This window comes from Geobacter hydrogenophilus, assembly GCF_018501225.1.
Lineage (GTDB): Bacteria > Desulfobacterota > Desulfuromonadia > Geobacterales > Geobacteraceae > Geobacter > Geobacter hydrogenophilus.
Map to the genome: position 1 here is coordinate 14535 of NZ_JAHCZI010000010.1, position 17494 is coordinate 32028.

A 17494-nucleotide genomic window follows, 5' to 3' on the forward strand; every position below is an offset into this window, starting at 1 on the left:
ACGGAGACGAAACCTGATGCAGATGATACCCTTAGCCCTTGCCGAGCCGGAAATGGTTCTTGCCCGCGATATAAGGAGGGCCGACAATCCCCAGGGGCCTCCCATCTGCGGCCGGGGGACGACCCTTACGGAATCGCTCATCGAACGGCTCAAGAACCTGGGGATCAAGTCCATAACCGTGGAGGGGCATCCGGTCGTCATCGAAGGGGAGAAGACCCTGGAGGACCTCCTGGCCGATCTGGACCGCCGGTTCGGCAAGGTGGCGAACGTGCCGCTCATGATGCGGCTGAAGGAGATCTACCGCAGAATCATCATCCGTTCCATGGGGGGCGAAGGTGGGAAGTAAGCGCGACAAGATCCTCGACATCATCCGGGATACGAACTCGCTCCCGACTCTCCCCGGCGTCGTGTCGCGGCTCCAGGCCCTGTCCGAAAACCGCAAGTCCACCATCGAGGAAATGGCCCGCCTGGTCTCCTCGGACCAGATCCTGTCGGCCCGGGTGCTGCGGCTCGTGAACTCCCCCTCCTACGGGTTCTACCGGGTTTCCACCATCTCCAACGCCCTCATTCTCCTTGGGGTTAATGTCATCAAGAGCCTGGCCCTCAGTTCTTCCATCTTCGAGATCATGGAAAAGACCATCGTGGGGCTCTGGGAGCACTCCCTGGGGGCCGGGGTGGCGGCCAACATCATCGCCCGGCACCTGAAGCTCCCCGAGGTGGAGGAGATCTCCACCGCGGCCCTCCTTCATGATATCGGCAAGGTGATTCTCAAGGAGAAGTGCTCCGATGACTACGATCTGGTTGCCGATATCATGGTCCGGGACGGGATCACCATGCTCGAAGCGGAGCGGAAGGTGCTGGAGACGGACCACGCCGAGGTGGGGGAATGGCTGGTGCGCAACTGGTACCTTCCCGACAAGCTGAGCGAGCCGGTGGCCTGCCACCACGACGTGGCACGGGCACAGCACCACCAGACGAAAACCGCTGTAGTGCACCTGGCCGACGTCCTCGTGAAGGCGAGCGCCTTCGGCTTCAGCGGCGACGACTATGTCCCCCGTATCCAGCCCACGGCCTGGGAACGCCTCGGCATGACCGAGGATGACCTCGCCGTGATCGTGGAGGAGTTGGAGGACAGGCTGGTGGAGACCAGAAACTTCAGCCTGGAGATACAGTCCGCCGATGAGAGCTAACCTGAGGATAATCGTCGTCACCGGCCCAAGGGGAGGAGACGGAAGCCTTGAGCTGCGCCTCCAGAGCAAGGGGTACCAGGTGGTCACCCTTGCAAACCCCGCCAGCGTCATGGGGTCCATCTATTCGGACCCCCCCGACGTGGTTCTCATGGACCTGTCGTCGCCAGACGAGACGATCCTCGGCATCATCCGCAGCCTCAAGGACGACTTCTTCTTCTCCACCATCCCGGTCATCGGCATGCTCCCCGAACAGGGGGCCGAAGGATTCGACTGGGAGGAATATCCCCTTGACGACTTCGTTGCCATCCCCCTCAACTATCGCGACCTCTTTACCCGCATTGTCCTGTCGCTTCGGCGCCTCAGGCGGGTCTTCGACAACAACCCCCTGACGAGACTCCCCGGCAACACCTCAATCCAGCGGGCCATCGAGCACGCGGTGGGAAAGCCCATGGGGGTCTGTTACGTGGACATCAACCACTTCAAACAGTACAATGACGTCTATGGCTTCGCCCACGGCGACGAGGTGATCCGGATGGTTGCCCGCATCATCTCCAATGCCGTCAAGGAGGCGGGAGAGGGGTTTGCCGGCCACATCGGCGGTGACGATTTCGTCTTCATTGTGCCCCTTGACCAGGCCGAGGCCGTGTCGGAGCGGATCATCGCCAACTTCACCGCCGTCGTCTCAGAGCTCTTCAACGAGGATGAGAAGGCGCGGGGATTCTACGTGGCCCACGACCGCAAGGGGAACGAGGAACGGGTGCCGCTCATGGGGGTTGCCATCTCCATCGTTCCCATGGATTCGCCGAAGATCGGACACTACGCCAAGGTGGCCGAGGTGGCGGCGGAACTGAAAAAACTGGCCAAAAAATCCCACAAGAGCTGTTATGTCATGGACCGGCGTAAATAGCCGTTCAACGCAGAACCATCCCATCCACACCACAGAAGGAGACCCGCCCATGCTCCGCAAGGCCCAGATACACGACGTCAAGAACATCCAGAAGCTCCTCACCCACTTCGCCAGCCAGGGGGACATGCTCTCCCGTTCCCTGTCGGAGCTCTACGAGTCGATCCGCGACTTCTACGTGTGGGAGGAGGGGGGGGAGATCGTCGGCACCGCCGCCCTCCACATCATCTGGGAAGACCTGGCCGAGATCCGCTCCGTGGCCGTGGCGGAGGAGACAGGGCGGAAGGGGATCGGCACCCAGGTCGTGAACGCCTGCATCGACGAAGCCCGCCAGCTGGGGCTCAAGCGGGTTTTCTGCCTCACCTACAAGCCCAACTTCTTCGGCAAATTCGGCATGCGGATCGTGGACAAATCGGAGCTTCCCCACAAGGTGTGGGGCGATTGCATGAAGTGCGTGAAATTCCCTGACTGCGACGAGATCGCAATGATTCTGGACCTCGAATAGTCCCCGACAGGTATAGCCATGCAAACAAATGAAATGATCGAAACCGTCATTGCTCTCCTGAAGGACCGTTCCCTGGACGGGTGGGAGGTTGCCGCCGCATCGTCGCGCCTTCTCTCCATTGAGGTGAAGGAGCAGAAGGTTGACACCTTCAAGTGCTCTGCCCCGGGTGGGGTGAGCATCCGGGTTCTGAAAAACGGCGGCATGGGGTTCTCGTATTCCACCAGCATGGAACCTTCAGACCTTGCCCGCATGGTGGAAAATGCCCTCGTGGGGGCCGAGACCCAGACCCCTGACGAACACCATGCCTTTCCCGATCCCCGGACCTGTCCGGAGATCGCCGGGCTCTATGACGAAGGGCTGGCGGCCGTGCCCGAAGCGGAGAAGGTGGAGCGGGCCATGGAGCTGGAGCGGCTCGTCATGGCCGCCGATCCGCGGGTGAAGAGGGTACGCAAGTGCTCTTTCGGCGAATCGACAGTGGAGACCCGCATCGTCAACTCCCGGGGCGTCGATGTCTCCTCCCGGGGCACGTCGGTATCCGCCAGCGTTTCGGCCATCGCCGAGGAAAACGGCAATTCCCAGATGGGGTGGGATTTCGACTTCGCCAACCGGTTCGCCGATCTCTCGGTGGAGCGGATTGCAGCACGGGCCGTCGCCAAGGCGGTGGGGCTTCTGGGGGCCGCTAAGATTCCGACCATGCGCTGTCCTGCGGTTCTTGACAGCTACGTGGCCACCGAAATCCTGGAGGTGCTTGCCTCCGCCTTCCTGGCCGAGAGCGTCCAGAAGGGGAAGTCGCTCCTGGCGGGGAAAAAGGGAGAGCGGATTATCAGTCCCCTCCTCCGGGTCCGGGATGACGGAACCCTCCCCGGCGGCATGGGGACCGCTCCCTTTGACTCCGAGGGGGTGCCGAAGCAGAACACAATCCTCGTGGAGGACGGCGTGCTCCTCGGATACCTCTACGACACCCTCCGGGCCCGCAAGGATGGCGTCGAATCCACCGGCAACGCCGGCCGGGGCGGCATCAAGTCACCCCCCCACATGGGGGTGTCCAACCTCTTCATCGAGAATGGCGCCGTTTCCCTCGACGACCTCATGGCCGGCATCGGGCGGGGCATTTTCCTCACCGACGTCATGGGGATGCACACCGCCAACCCCATCTCCGGCGACTTCTCCGTGGGGGCCGCCGGGTTTCTCATCGAGGAGGGGAGGGTGACGGTTCCGGTCAAGGGGATCGCCATCGCAGGGAACATCCTGGAACTCTTCCGGGGAGTGGAGGGAGTGGGGAACGACCTTCGCCTCTATGGCACCGTGGGGTCGCCGTCGCTGCGAATCGCGGCCCTTGACGTGAGTGGAGAGTAAGGGGGATTACCCTTACTTCCGGCAGGCTTTACCTGCCCAATATACGAGCCGTCACCTTCAGAAAAATTCCGGGTGGCGGTTTTTTTATGCCCTTGTTGTCTTGGTGAAAAAAGAAAGTATAATGAAAAAGTTTTTCCTTGGGGGGGCGCTAAATGTCGACGATGAAATATGTGATGATTTTGACTGTCGTCTGTACCGCGGGATTGTCGCTGGAAGCCCATGCCGGCCCCCTGGTGGGGATAACGGTGGCTCCCGGTGATACACTCCGCACCCTCTGCCGCCAGCATCTGGAAAATCCCGACTCCTGTCGCGAGATCTACCGGTTGAACCACATGCGGAATCCCGACCTGATCCGGCCGGGTCAGCGGGTCATGGTCCCGGCTGAACTCTTGCGGGGAATACCGGCCGAGGGAGTCGTTTCCTTTGTCACGGGAGAGGTGCGCTACTACCGTGCCGCTGGTGAAGAAGGTCGCCCACCCCAGGTTGGGGAGTCCCTGGAGGAGGGGGGAAGGCTCGAGACGGGGGGGGATGGTACCGTGGAGGTTACCTTTGGAGACGGCTCCTCCTTTCTCCTCAAGCCGGACAGTGTGCTTTCCCTTGTTCGATCCCGTCAAAAAGGTGATGAGTTTGTCCTGCGCAATCTCTTCCTGAAAACGGGGCGGGTACTGTCGCGCATACGCAAGGCAACGGGGCACGAGCAGCGGTACAATATACGGACTCCTTCGGCGGTGGCAGGGGCACGGGGGACCGAGTTCAGGGTTTCGGTGGACGAGGAAGAGACCACCCGTTCCGAGGTTCTGGCCGGTACGGTGGCGGTCGAGGCGATGCGCCGGGAAGTGATGCTGCACGAAGGGGAAGGTACCGGTGTGCGCAAGGGAGAGATTCCTGCCCCGCCGCGCCCCCTGCTTCCCCCGCCGCGCCCCCTGGGGGTGTCGCCGGTTTACAAGAGCGAGCCTGTCCGTATCGGCTTCTCGACGGTGGCGGGGGCCAATGCGCTCCGCGCCACCCTTGCCCGGGACGGGGAGATGCGTGCCGTGGTCAGGGAGCGGGTCATGCCGGTCGGCGAGGCGTTCGAGGTGTCCGGTCTCGATGATGGCTCGTACTTTCTGCAAGCCACGAGCATCGACGAAAAGGGGCTTGAGGGTAAACCGCTGGCGCCGGTGCCGGTCGTGATCCGGCTCAACCCCATGCCTCCCAATGTGGAGGCTCCCCGGGAGGGGGCCGAGTACCGAAGCACGACTGTTACCGCCCGGTGGCTCCGGGTCGGCGGCGCAACCGGGTACCGGATCCAGATCGACGGGGATCACAGTTTTACTTCTCCCCTGGTGGACCAGCGGGTGGAGGGGGTGGAGCAGAAAGTGGAGCTGGGTTACGGAAGCTACCATTTTCGCGTGGCCTCGGTGGCCCCGGACGGTTTCCAGGGGGAGTGGTCCGACGCCCTCTCTTTCAGCCTGGTGAAGCCTCCCCCCACGCCCGCGCCGGCCGGGGCACCGGAAGACGATGGCAAGCAGATGCGAATCCGGGTCCGGGATGCCGGGAAGGGGATCACCTATCGGTTCCAGGTGGCCCGGGACGAACAGTTTGCCGATCTGCTCCAGGATACAAAGGTGGAAGTTCCTGAACTGGTCATCCCCCGGCCCGATGCCGGGACCTACTATGTCAGGACGTTGTGCATCGATGCAAAAGGCAACGAGGGGAGCTTCTCTCCTCCCCAGAGCTTCGTCATCGAACGCCGCTTTCCCTATGGAATGCTTGGCGTAGCCGGCGGGATCGTGGGGCTCATTATCGGGTTGGTTCTGTAAATGGACAAAATATCGGAGGTTGGCGAACCTGTGGGGTCCGCAAAGAAGACAAGACGATGGATGCGTACCTTACTGGTCTGCCTGTCCGGAGTGTTTCTAATCCTCCTCGCGGATCATCTCGGCTTTTTCGATGGAGCCAACCGTTATTTCTACGACTTCTCCTTCAGGCTCCGGGGGGTCCAGCGCCCCTCCGACCTGATCGTCATTGCCGCCATTGACGAAAAATCTCTCCGTGAGTTGGGCCAATGGCCCATCCGAAGGTCCCATTACGCAACGTTTCTCGATGCCGCCCGCGGCGCCAGTGCCGTCGGGTTTTCCGTCATTATGGCAGAACCGGCCACAGACGACGCCTTGCTTGGCGAAGCGGTTGCCCGCCATGGCCGGGTGGTCCTTCCGGTCTATATCGACGATCGGTTACGCGTTGTCCGTCCCGTTGCGCCCCTCGGTCACGCGGCAGTCGGCCATATCCACGTGGAGGAAGATGTGGACGGCGTGGTGCGGAGGGTTTTCGGCTCCATAGCCACCGACGGCGAAGATTATTCCGCGCTTGCCGTGGTCCTTCACCGCCTGGCCGCCAACACTCCCCCTGCGGCGCAACAATGGCCGGTGCCCCGTTCTCCGGGGATCGTCCAGCGCAATCCGTTTCAGATCAATTTCTCCGGTCCCGAGGGGACGTTCAGGACGGTTTCCTTCTCGGATGTGGTCCTCGGAAGGGTTGCGCCGGAATCGTTGCAAGGTAAGATCGTCCTCGCGGGAGTGACGGCCCCCGGCATCGTGGAGCGGCTTGCAACCCCATTCTCCCATCAGAGGCGGAGGATGCCCCCTGTCGAGCTTCACGCGAATCTCCTGAACAGCCTCCTGAAGGGGGATACTATCCAGATTGTGGGGGAGGGAGCATCCGTCGGCCTTTGCCTGGTTCTGGCATCAATCTGGTTTGTGGCGTTCATGAAGCTCTCGGAAATCCGCGCAGCCATTCTCTGGGCCGCGAGCATCGCCGTAATCGGGGTGGGGGTCTATTCCTCATTTGCCGCCGGCAGCATCTGGATTGATCCCGTTGCCTTGCTGCTTACGGCCAGCTTCCTCTATATCGCCACATTCATCTCCCGGATCAGCGAGGCTGCCGACAGGCTCAAGGAGCAGTACGCCATTATCGCAGCTCGCCTGGACCCCGGAGACGAACCGCCCCTCCCGGCCGTGAGGTTCCCCGGGTTCCCTGGTTACCTTTCGGCAGGGGGGATCAACGAGGAGATAGCGCTCCTCGACAAGGTGGTCAAGCAGCTGGTCGAGCAATCCGCGCAGCTTGAATCCGTCAATCGGGAGCTTGAGTCGTTCAGCTACTCCGTCTCCCACGACCTTCGGGCTCCGCTGCGGGCGGTTGAGGGGTACAGCGTTGCCTTGAGGGAAGATTGCGCCGACCGCCTCGATGATATGTGCAAGGACTACCTGGCGCGCATATCTGCCGCCATCAACCGCATGGAGAGTCTCATCGAGGGGCTCCTCCGCCTGTCACGGCTCTCCCGGGCGGAACTGATCCGCAAGCCGGTCAATCTGAGCGCCATGGTGCGGGAGGTTGCCGAAGAGTTGCGAAAATCACACCCCGAACACCAATTGAACATTCTTGTTGCGGATGATGTTGTCGTGGAGGCTGATCCTTCCCTTCTGCGGGTAGTTGTCACCAATCTTCTGGAGAATGCCTGGAAATTCACCTTGGGCACGGCGCGTCCCGTCATCGAGTTCGGCGTGGAAGAAAGCGACGGGATACGGCATTACTACGTGCGGGATAACGGAGCGGGGTTCGACCCTGACTACGCCGACAAGCTCTTTGTACCGTTCCAGCGCCTGCACCGAGTTGAGGATTTCCCGGGTACCGGCATCGGGCTTGCCACGGTCCAGAGGGTGGTACATCGCCACGGCGGGCGCATTTGGGCAGAGGGAACGAAGGGGAGAGGGGCCACATTCTACTTTACCCTGTGAGCCGGGTACAAAAAAGCCGCATGCGGAAGATTCCGAAGCGGTTTTTTTGTATTTGATCTTCTGTCAGAACCCGTACTGGAGCCCCAGAAGGAAGTTGGAGTCGGCGTTCTTCACGCCGGCAGGGGGCGCGGCGCGTTGTCATAGTCGAGAATGTTGGCCAGCTGACATTCTCGGGCCAGTTATTCACTTGACCAGATCGGAAAGAACCAGCACCGTCCAGTAGGGGGAAGCCATGAGAATGGCGATGGAGGCGATGTAGGAGGGCATGTAGTAGAGTCCGCTCCGGAAGACCGTGCCCAGCGGTATCCCCGACATCCCCGCCACCACGTAGCAGCAGATGCCGATGGGAGGCATGATGGAGCCCATGGTAGTGACGATGGTGATCACCTGCCCGAACCAGACCGGGTCGTAGCCCAGTTGGGTGACGAGCGGATAGAAAATGGGGAGGGAGACTAGGAGGAACGCCAGGGCGTCCATGATGCAGCCGCCGATGATGTAACAGATGAGGATCACCCAGAGGACCATCCAGCGGGGGAGGTCCAGGGTGCCGATCCATTCGGCGGTTTCGTAGGGGAGGCGGGTAATGGTGAGGAACTTGGCGAAGATCACGGCCCCCGCCACGATCATGAAGACCATGCAGGAGATGCGGAGCGTGTCCACGAAGGCTCCCGAGAGCTTCTTCCAGGTGAGCTTGCGCCGCAGGCCGCAGATGACGAGCGCCAGGAAGCAGGAAACGGCCGCGGCCTCGGTGGCCGTCACCACACCGGTGAAGAGGGCGTACATGATGATGGCGAAGAGGATGAGGATGTCGATGGCTTCAGGTAGCGCCGCGAACCGCTCCCCCCAGCCGCTTTTCGGCCCCTCGGGGCCCCAGTCGGGGTGCCGGCGGCAGATCCAGACCACAGTCAGGAGGATGAGGATGGTGAGTATGGCGCTCGGGATCACGTTGCCGAAGAAGAGCTTGCCGATGGACTGGCCCGTGTAGAGGCCGTAGACCACGAGCACGATGCTGGGGGGGATCAGGACCCCGAGGGTCGCCCCGGCGGCCACGGAGCCGGCGTTCAGGAGCGGGTGGTAGTTGTAGCGCTTCATCTCGGGGATCGCCACGGCGCTCATGGTGGCGGCGGTGGCGGTGTTGGAGCCGCTGATGGCCGAGAAGGCGGCCGAAGCGAGGATTGTCGTCATGGCGAGCCCTCCCCGCTTGTGGCCGAACCACTTGTAGGTGGCGTGGTAGAGGCTGTTGTTGTAGCCGGCGTAGTGGACGATCTCCCCCACGAGGATGAAGAGGGGGATCACCGTGAGCCCGTAGCTGGAGAAGCTCCCCCAGAGTTCCGAGCCGACCATGGCTAGGGCCGCGTCGAAGTTCGTCACGGCCGCAATGCCGAAGAATCCCACCAGCAGAAGCGTGAAAGCTGCGGGAATCCGCAGCACGAACAGCATGAAAAACATCGCCAGAATCCCGTAGACCCCGGCCATCGGACCGCTCACTCCCCATCCTCCCTGCCGCGCAGCAGCGCTTTCATGAAATCGAGAAACAGCACCCCGGTCAGTGCGCCGAAGCCGGCCGCCACCACGTAGACAAAGGGGTAGTAGGCGAACTGGAGGGTTTCCGACAGTTCGCCGGAGAGGCGGAGCTTCTCCCCCCAGACCCAGACCTGCCAGGTGACGATCCCGAAGAGGACGCAGGTGCAGGCGTAGTTAAGTGTGTCGAGCACCCGCTTCACCGGTTCCGGGAACTTTTCCGAGAGGATGTCCACCACGATGTGGTCCTTTCGCCGCTGGGTGTGGGCTAGGGCCCCGGCAATGACGATGGCCCCCAGGAAGGAAACGATCTCATAGGTGCCGGCAAAGGGGGCGCCGGTGATGCGCAGCGCCACGTTGCCGGTGGCCAGAAGCACCAGCGCCAGCAGCGCAGCGCCGCCGAGGATCATGAAGGATTTGGAGAGAATGCTGAAAAGGCGTTCCATGAAAGGTTATTTTTTCTTCTTCGCCGGCTTAGCCGCCGGAGCTTCGTATTTTTTCTTGAGGGCCAGCACGTCTGCCACGATCTGCTTGCCGTTGAGTCCTTGGGCGCCTGCCTTCTTCACGTAGTCATCCACCATGGGGGCCAGGAGCTGGTTGACCTTCTTCTGGTCGTCGACGGGAAGGGTAAAGACTTGGTGCTGGTAGTTCTTCTTCGACCAGGCGAGGGATTCCTGAACGTGCCGGTCCGCGTAGTCGCCGGTCCAGGCGGCCTGCTCGCGGGAAAGGCCGTCCAGGGCCTTCTTGACATCGGCGGGGAGGGAGTCCCACTTGGCCTTGTTCATCACTACCGCGAAGGAGACCACCGGCAGGTTGGCGATGGTGGCGTAGGGGGTGTAGCTAGCGAATTTCAAGTCCTGGAGGATTTCCAAGGATGAAACCATTCCCTTTACGATCCCCTTCTGGATTGCCTCCGGGGTCTCCGATTGGGGCATGGCCACCGGTACCGCCCCGAGGCGCTTGGCCACTTCGGCGCTCGTCCCGGCAACCCGCAGCTCCATCCCCTTCAGATCCGCAAGCCCCTTTACCGGTGCCTTGGTCATGAGGTTGGTGGGGGGGCAGGTGAAGACGGTAAGGACCTTCACCTTCGCGAATTCCTTCGGCTTGTATTTCTCGATCAGGTCGTAGAGGACGAGGCTTGCCACCTTCGAGCTCGTGAAGCCGAAGGGGAGGTCAACCGCCTCGGAGACGGGGAAGCGCCCCGGCTGGTAGCTCATGGCGAAGTTGCCGATGTCAGCGATGCCGGAGGTGACCCCCTCGGCCATGTTCTTGGCGTTGAGGAGCGTGCCGCCCGGGAAGGTCTGCACCTTTACCCTGCCGTTGGTCCGCTTCTCCACTTCCTTGGCCCAGCGCTCCATCTGGACGCAGGGGAAGGTGGCCGCCGGCGGGAAATTGGCGTAGGTAAGCTTGATGACATCCGCGGCCCGGGCAGTTCCCGACGCGAAGACGAGGGTGATGAGAAGGATGGAGAGGGTGAACCGTCTCAGCATGGTGTGCCTCCTTGATAAGGGTGTTTCGTTACATTGAACAAAAATTTAATGAACTGATAGTGTTCGGAGCTGCTCATGTATAAAGAAAAATACCCGGAAATTCAAGCTGATTGTCGGCAAGAGCATTGGCTGGTCCGTGATTTCAGGTTGACAAACACCGGGCGAGCACGGAAAATCTGATGATTTTGTGTGTGGGAGGAAAAGCAGGTGAGTGAACGAATGCTGTTGCTCGGCAATGAAGCCATGGCCCATGGTCTTGTGGAGGCGGGATGCAACGTGGTGGCCTCCTATCCCGGTACCCCGGCCTCGGAGATCCTCTCGGGAGTGGCCCAGTGGCAGGCCCGCTACCGGCTCCCCATGCACGTGGAGTGGGCGGTGAACGAGAAGGTGGCCCTGGAGATCGCCTATGCGGCGTCCCAGGCGGGGCTAAGGGCTGCCACCGCCATGAAACAGGTGGGGCTCAACGTGGCCTCCGACCCGTTCATGAGTGCCGCCTACCTGGGGGTGAAGGGGGGCTTTCTGGTCATCAGCGCCGACGACCCCGGCCCCCACTCCTCCCAGACCGAGCAGGACAGCCGCCTCATGGCCCTGAGCGCCAAGGTGCCGGTGCTGGACCCCGACTCCCCGGAACAGGCCCGTGAACTGGTGAAGATCGGCTTCGAGCTTTCCGAGGCCTTCGAGATCCCGGTCATGCTCCGCCCCACAACCCGGGTTTGCCACGCCAACCAGGACATCCTTCCGGGTCCCGTGACCCCATCGGACCGTACTGCAGTTTTCGAGAAGAATCCGTCGCGCTGGGCCGCCACACCGAAATTCCGCCACCGTCTCCACCTGGAGCTGGAGGAGAAGCTTGCAAAGATCGCCGCCTGGGAGCCCACCGCCCCCCGGCTCCTCAATCCCGCTGCCCCGGCCCGTCGGGCCATCGTCGCCTCCGGCGTCGCCGCGGCCCATGCCCGGGACGTGCTGCATGACCTGGGGCTATGGGAGACGCTTCCCCTCTGGCAGGTGGTGCAGCCCTATCCGCTCCATTCGAGCTTCGTGGCCACTATCCTGGAACAGTACGACGAGATCCTCGTCCTCGAAGAGACCACCGGCGTCATGGAACTGCAGTTCGCCGACCGCTACCGCGTCAAGGGGAAACGCTCCGGCTTCGTTCCCGAGGTGGGTGAGCTGTCGCCGGAACTGATCGAGGGGCTCATTGCCTCCTTTGCCGGGATCGACGCCCCGGAGACTCCCGCTCCTTCCGCCGAAGGGGGACGGCGCCCGACCCTCTGCCCCGGCTGTCCCCACCGGGCCAGCTTCTATGCCATCAAACGGGCCGCTCCCAAGGGGATCTTCCCGTCGGACATCGGCTGCTATACCCTCGGCATCAACCTCGGCGGGGTCGATACCGTCCTCTGCATGGGGGCCGCGGTCTCCCAGGCCGCCGGCTTCTACCACGCCCACAAGCTGGGGGGCGTGGTTCCCGACATCGTCGCCACCATCGGCGATTCCACCTTCTTCCACGCCGGCATTCCCCCCCTCATCGACGCGGTAGTCCAGGATGCCCGCTTCGTTCTCGTGATCCTCGACAACGCCACCACCGCCATGACCGGCAACCAGCCGACCCCGGCCCTGGGGTGGGGCGCCGGCGGGGTTCCCACGGCCACCGTCGACATGGAGGGGCTCGTCAAGGCCTGCGGGGTGAAGTTTTGCAAGGTGGGGCGCCCCGGCAACCTTTCTGCGTTCACCGACCTCATGAAGGAAGCCGTCGCCTTTGCCCGGACCGAGGGGCTTGCCGTGGTCATTGCCCGCCAGCCCTGCGTGGTGGACCGCACCTTCAAGGGGGACCGGCCGCCGCGACGAAAGGCTGCCATCAGCGACGCCTGCAACGGCTGCCGCTACTGCACGACCCAGTTCGAATGCCCGGCCCTGGTCTATGACGAGGAGGAGAAGCGGGTCGTTATCGACACCCTCATCTGCACCGACTGCGGTGTCTGCATCGACGTCTGCCCGCGGCTGGCAATCGAGGAGGTGGGACAATGACCGGTCAGCAACTCATCATCAGCGGCGTCGGCGGCCAGGGGATCCTCTTCCTGACCCGCATCCTCGCCGAAACCGCCATCGGCCAGGGAATGCCGGTCATGACCTCCGAGACCCACGGCATGGCCCAGCGGGGCGGTGTGGTCATCTCCCACCTGAAGGCGGGGGAGTTTTCGAGCCCCCTCGTGAGGCCGGGACGGGCCGACGGACTCATCGCCATGAAGGAGGAGAACGTGGCGATCCACCGCCATTTCCTCCGTCCCGGCGGCTGGATCGTTGTCAATGCCAAGGCCGCGCCGGCCGACCTTGACGGCCACCCGGTCCACGCCATCGACGCCGATCTCCTTGCCCTGGAACTCGGCAACCCCCAGTCCCTCAACCTGATCCTCCTCGGCTTTTCCCTGGCGCGGCTCGCCGCCTCGGGCAACCTCTTCTGCACCGCCGACCAGGTCATCGGGACCATCGAGCGGCGCCTGGCCGAGAAGGGGAAGCTGCGGGACGCCTCCCTGGCGGCCCTTCGCCTGGGGATGGAGAATGCAGCAGGCTGATTTTTGTTCGGAGGTTTAATTTACGATGCTCACCCGCTTTCCTGCCACCTTTTCGTCACCCGCCGACCTTGAGCGGCTGCAGCTCGCCGGCGTTCAATGGACCGTTGCCCACGCCTGGGACAACTCCCCCTTCTACCGGGAGCGGTTCCAGCAGGCCGGCGTATCGCCGGAGGATATCCGCACCCTCGACGACCTGCGCAAACTCCCCTTCACAACGGCCGACGACCTGCGGGCCGGCTATCCCTTCCCTCTCCGGTCGGCACCCTTCGAGGAGATCGTCCGGATCCACTCATCATCCGGCACTACCGGCAAGAGGAAGATTCTCTGCTACACCCAGAAGGATCTGGACGACTGGGCCCAGATGTTCTGCCGCTGCTACGAGTTGGCGGGGGTGACGCGGGAGGACCGGGTACAGATCTGTGTCGGCTACGGGCTCTGGACCGCCGGAATCGGCTTCCAGGCCGCCTGCGAGCGCTACGGTGCCCTTGCCGTGCCGGTGGGACCGGGGAACCTGGAACTCCAGACCACCTTCCTCACGGACGTCCAGTCCACGGTAGTCTGCTGCACCGCTTCCATGGGGCTGCTCCTGGCGGAGGAGGTGCAGCGGCGGGGGCTCAGGGACCGGATAAAGGTCCGGAAGGTGATCCTCGGGGCCGAGCGCTCCAGCGAGGCGATGCTCGCCAAGATCCGGGAGGGGCTCGGGGCGGAATCGGTTCACGACATCACCGGCCTCACCGAGGTCTACGGCCCCGGTACCGGCCTTTCCTGTGCCGCTCCGGGGGCAAACGGCGCCGTCCACTACTGGGCCGACTACTATCTCCTCGAAATCCTCGATCCCGAAACCCTCCAGCCGGTGGCGCCCGGGGAGGTGGGTGAGATGGTCTTCACGACCCTGCGCAAGGAGGCGGCTCCTCTCATCCGTTACCGTTCCCGGGACCTCACGCGGCTGATTCCCGGCGACTGCCCCTGCGGCTGCACGTTCCCCCGCCACGACCGCATCCTTGGCCGTTCCGACGACGTGGTCATCTTCCGCGGTGTCAATATCTATCCGGGACAGATCGACGAGATCCTCGATACCGTGGAGGGGGTCGGGAGCGAGTTCCAGGTGGTCCTCGACCACGGCGAAGACGGCCGCGACTACATGACCATCCGCGTGGAGCGGGGCGAGGACGGCGCTCCGGCCGACGACCCGGCCCTTGCCCGAAAGGTCGCCTCCGCCGTCAAGCATGGCCTCATGGTCTCCTGCGAGGTGGCGGTCCTCCCCTACGGCGAACTGCCCCGTTCGGAAGGGAAGACCCGGAGGATGTTCGATAACCGGAAGTACTGACGACGCACAGCGTGCAACGATTGCGTGACGACGCACCTTGAACGCTGAAAGCGCACGGATTCTGTTGAGCATTTCCCCCCGTTGTGGTACCGTTTCCCGTTGCATTTCCCTAAAAATATCCCCCAGGAGACCCCAGGTAATGTTTGGAACCATAATCAAGAAGATTGTCGGCAGCAAGAACGAGCGGGAGCTGAAGCGCCTCCAGCCCATCGTGGAAAAGATCAATGGGCTGGAACCGCAGATGGCTGCGCTCACCGACGACCAGCTCAGGAATAAAACCTCCGAGTTCAAGGAGCGTTGCGCCAAGGGGGAATCCCTCGATTCCCTCCTCCCCGAGGCCTTTGCCGTCTGCCGCGAAGCGGGCAAAAGGGTCCACAACATGCGCCACTTCGATGTGCAGCTCATCGGCGGCATGGTGCTCCACAGCGGCAAGATTGCAGAGATGAAGACCGGCGAGGGTAAGACCCTCGTGGCGACCCTCCCCGCGTACCTGAACGCCCTCACCGGCAAAGGGGTCCACGTGGTCACGGTGAACGACTACCTGGCCAAGCGCGACTCCGAGTGGATGGGGCGGATCTACAACTTCCTCGGCCTCTCGGTGGGGGTCATCGTCCACGGCCTCGACGACGAGGAGCGCCGCGAGGCCTACGCCGCCGACATCACCTATGGCACCAACAACGAGTTCGGCTTCGACTATCTGCGGGACAACATGAAGTTCTCCCTTGACGACTACGTGCAGCGCCCCTTCTACTTCTCCATCGTGGACGAGGTGGACTCGATCCTCATCGACGAGGCCCGGACCCCGCTCATCATCTCCGGTCCCACCGAGGACTCCACCGACAAGTACTACATCATCGACCGGGTCATCCCCCACCTGAAGAAGGGTGAGATGAAGGAGGTGGAGGCTAACACCCTGTCGGGGAAGAGAAAGGAATACACCGGCGACTTCACCGTGGACGAGAAGGCCCGTTCCGCCACCCTCACCGAGGAGGGGGTGCTGAAGGTGGAGAAGCTTCTGAAGATCGACAACCTCTACGACCCGCGCCACATGGAGATCCTCCACCACGTGAACCAGGCACTGAGGGCCCACGCCCTCTTCCGGCGCGACGTGGACTATGTGGTCAAGGAAGGGGAGGTCATCATCGTCGATGAGTTCACCGGCCGCCTCATGCCGGGGCGCCGCTGGTCCGATGGCCTTCACCAGGCCATCGAGGCCAAGGAAGGGGTGGAGATCGAGAACGAGAACCAGACCCTGGCCACCATCACCTTCCAGAACTACTTCCGAATGTACGAGAAACTCTCGGGCATGACCGGTACCGCCGACACCGAGGCCGAGGAATTCCACAAGATCTACAAGCTGGACGTGACGGTCATCCCCACCAACCGGCCCCTGCTCCGCCCCGACTTTCCCGACGTCATCTACAAGACCGAGCGGGAAAAGTTTGCCGCCGTCATCGAAGAAATCAAGGAGTGCTACGCGAAGGGGCAGCCGGTTCTGGTGGGCACCATCTCCATCGAGAAGTCCGAGGTCCTTTCCGAGCTCCTCAAGAAGCAGGGGATTCCCCACAATGTCCTCAACGCCAAGCAGCACGAGCGGGAGGCCGAGATCGTGGCCCAAGCCGGTCGCAAGGGGACGCTGACCATCGCCACCAACATGGCGGGCCGCGGGACCGACATCGTGCTGGGGGGGAATCCCGATTCCCTGGCCAAGCAGTGGCGCCGGGAGAACCCCGATGCCGCGGATGAGGAGTACGCCGCTATCCTTGCCAAGTACAAGGCGGAGTGTGCGGCGGAACACGACGAGGTGGTGAAGCTGGGTGGACTTCACATTCTCGGCACCGAGCGCCACGAATCCCGGCGCATCGACAACCAACTCCGGGGCCGTTCCGGCCGCCAGGGTGACCCGGGATCATCGCGCTTCTACCTGTCGCTGGAGGATGACCTCCTGCGCATCTTCGGTTCCGAGCGGGTCTCCAAGATCATGGACTTCCTCAAGATCGAGGAAGGGGAGGCCATCACCCACGGTATGATCACCAAGGCCATTGAGAACGCCCAGAAGAAGGTGGAGGCCCACAACTTCGAGATCCGCAAGCACCTCATCGAGTACGACGACGTCATGAACAAGCAGCGCGAGGTCATCTATACCCAGCGCCGGGAGATCCTGGCCGGGGAGGACATCCGCGGCAACTTCACCCAGATGCTCGACGACACCATTGAGGACATCGCCGCGGCCTTCGCCATCGACAAGGTCCATGCCTCCGAATGGGACTGGCAGGCCATTGGCGAGGCAGTCTACAAGACCTTCGGCTTCCAGATTGACATCCCTGCCGAAACCATGGACCGGCTCGCACCCGAAAGCTTTCGCAAGCTCCTCAAGGAATCGGTCTACGAGGCCTATGAAGGGAAGCTGGCTTCCTTCGGCGACGAGCTTATGGATCACCTCATCAAGGTGATCATGCTCCAGGCCATCGACAGCCAGTGGAAGGACCATCTCCTCTCCATCGACCACCTGAAGGAGGGGATCGGCCTCAGGGGGTACGGCCAGAAGGACCCGAAGCAGGAGTACAAGAAGGAGGCCTACCGCCTCTTCATGGATATGATGGCACGCATCGCCGAAGAAACCGTGGAGAAGATCTTCTGGGTCCAGATCGCCCGCGAGGAAGACGTGGAGCGGCTGGAAGAGGAACAGCAAAAACAGGCCCAGAAGAAGATAACCTTCAATCTGGGGGACGAGCCCGCCGCTGCTCCCCAGCCGGCCAAGAGCAAGAAGAGCGCTTCCCGCAACGATCCGTGTCCGTGCGGGAGTGGGAAGAAGTATAAGAAGTGCTGCGGTAAATAAAGCTTCTTTGAGGTTT

At 62.4% G+C, this 17494-nt stretch carries 14 protein-coding genes; 11 read left to right on the forward strand and 3 right to left on the reverse strand.

The genetic code is table 11. The annotated features are described in order from the left end of the window. Window positions 1-16 precede the first annotated feature (16 nt). The 7 genes from KI811_RS14065 (at window position 17) to KI811_RS14095 (ending at window position 7731) form a co-directional block, all read left to right on the forward strand. Window positions 17-346, forward strand: coding sequence for a hypothetical protein (locus tag KI811_RS14065; RefSeq protein WP_214187112.1), 330 nt, complete (start codon window positions 17-19; stop codon window positions 344-346). Further along, entirely contained in the window at window positions 336-1190 is an 855-nt protein-coding gene (locus KI811_RS14070; RefSeq protein ID WP_214187113.1) for an HDOD domain-containing protein, read from the forward strand. The genes KI811_RS14065 and KI811_RS14070 overlap by 11 nt, the downstream gene beginning before the upstream one ends. Next, window positions 1180-2097 carry a GGDEF domain-containing response regulator gene (locus KI811_RS14075; RefSeq protein WP_214187114.1) on the forward strand — a complete coding sequence of 306 codons (918 nt, stop codon included), beginning with the start codon at window positions 1180-1182 and terminating at the stop codon, window positions 2095-2097. The genes KI811_RS14070 and KI811_RS14075 overlap by 11 nt, the downstream gene beginning before the upstream one ends. 49 nt (window positions 2098-2146) lie before the next feature. After that, complete coding sequence (locus KI811_RS14080; protein WP_214187115.1) at window positions 2147-2599, forward strand: N-acetyltransferase; 453 nt, start codon at window positions 2147-2149, stop codon at window positions 2597-2599. Between the two features lie 18 nt (window positions 2600-2617). After that, window positions 2618-3955: a TldD/PmbA family protein gene (locus KI811_RS14085; protein WP_214187116.1), complete on the forward strand. Its 1338-nt coding sequence runs from the start codon at window positions 2618-2620 to the stop codon at window positions 3953-3955. Between the two features lie 152 nt (window positions 3956-4107). Beyond that, window positions 4108-5757, forward strand: coding sequence for a FecR family protein (locus KI811_RS14090; protein ID WP_214187117.1), 1650 nt, complete (start codon window positions 4108-4110; stop codon window positions 5755-5757). Between the two features lie 60 nt (window positions 5758-5817). Then, window positions 5818-7731: a CHASE2 domain-containing protein gene (locus KI811_RS14095; protein ID WP_214187118.1), complete on the forward strand. Its 1914-nt coding sequence runs from the start codon at window positions 5818-5820 to the stop codon at window positions 7729-7731. Between the two features lie 183 nt (window positions 7732-7914). Here KI811_RS14095 and KI811_RS14100 read toward each other — a convergent pair whose 3' ends face one another. Genes KI811_RS14100 through KI811_RS14110 form a run of 3 tightly spaced genes read right to left on the reverse strand, consistent with a single transcriptional unit; the run spans window position 7915 to window position 10742 of the window. Then, the gene (locus tag KI811_RS14100; RefSeq protein WP_214187119.1) at window positions 7915-9219 is read right to left on the reverse strand and encodes a TRAP transporter large permease; all 1305 of its coding nucleotides are present in this window, start codon (window positions 9217-9219) and stop codon (window positions 7915-7917) included. Next, on the reverse strand, window positions 9216-9698 hold the full coding sequence (locus KI811_RS14105) for a TRAP transporter small permease (protein ID WP_214187120.1): 483 nt from the start codon (window positions 9696-9698) through the stop codon (window positions 9216-9218). Before KI811_RS14105 ends, KI811_RS14100 begins: the two co-directional genes overlap by 4 nt. A gap of 6 nt (window positions 9699-9704) precedes the next feature. Then, on the reverse strand, window positions 9705-10742 hold the full coding sequence (locus KI811_RS14110; RefSeq protein ID WP_246551769.1) for a TRAP transporter substrate-binding protein: 1038 nt from the start codon (window positions 10740-10742) through the stop codon (window positions 9705-9707). A gap of 207 nt (window positions 10743-10949) precedes the next feature. Between KI811_RS14110 and KI811_RS14115 the strand changes: the two genes are divergently transcribed. From KI811_RS14115 to secA, 4 genes are all read left to right on the forward strand, one after another. Further along, window positions 10950-12767, forward strand: a complete 1818-nt coding sequence (locus KI811_RS14115) for a thiamine pyrophosphate-dependent enzyme (protein ID WP_214187121.1) — start codon at window positions 10950-10952, stop codon at window positions 12765-12767. After that, window positions 12764-13312 carry an indolepyruvate oxidoreductase subunit beta gene (locus KI811_RS14120; protein WP_214187122.1) on the forward strand — a complete coding sequence of 183 codons (549 nt, stop codon included), beginning with the start codon at window positions 12764-12766 and terminating at the stop codon, window positions 13310-13312. The genes KI811_RS14115 and KI811_RS14120 overlap by 4 nt, the downstream gene beginning before the upstream one ends. 25 nt (window positions 13313-13337) lie before the next feature. Then, the gene (locus tag KI811_RS14125) at window positions 13338-14639 is read left to right on the forward strand and encodes a phenylacetate--CoA ligase (RefSeq protein WP_214187123.1); all 1302 of its coding nucleotides are present in this window, start codon (window positions 13338-13340) and stop codon (window positions 14637-14639) included. Between the two features lie 139 nt (window positions 14640-14778). Further along, window positions 14779-17478, forward strand: coding sequence for a preprotein translocase subunit SecA (gene secA / locus KI811_RS14130; RefSeq protein WP_214187124.1), 2700 nt, complete (start codon window positions 14779-14781; stop codon window positions 17476-17478). Window positions 17479-17494 lie beyond the last annotated feature (16 nt).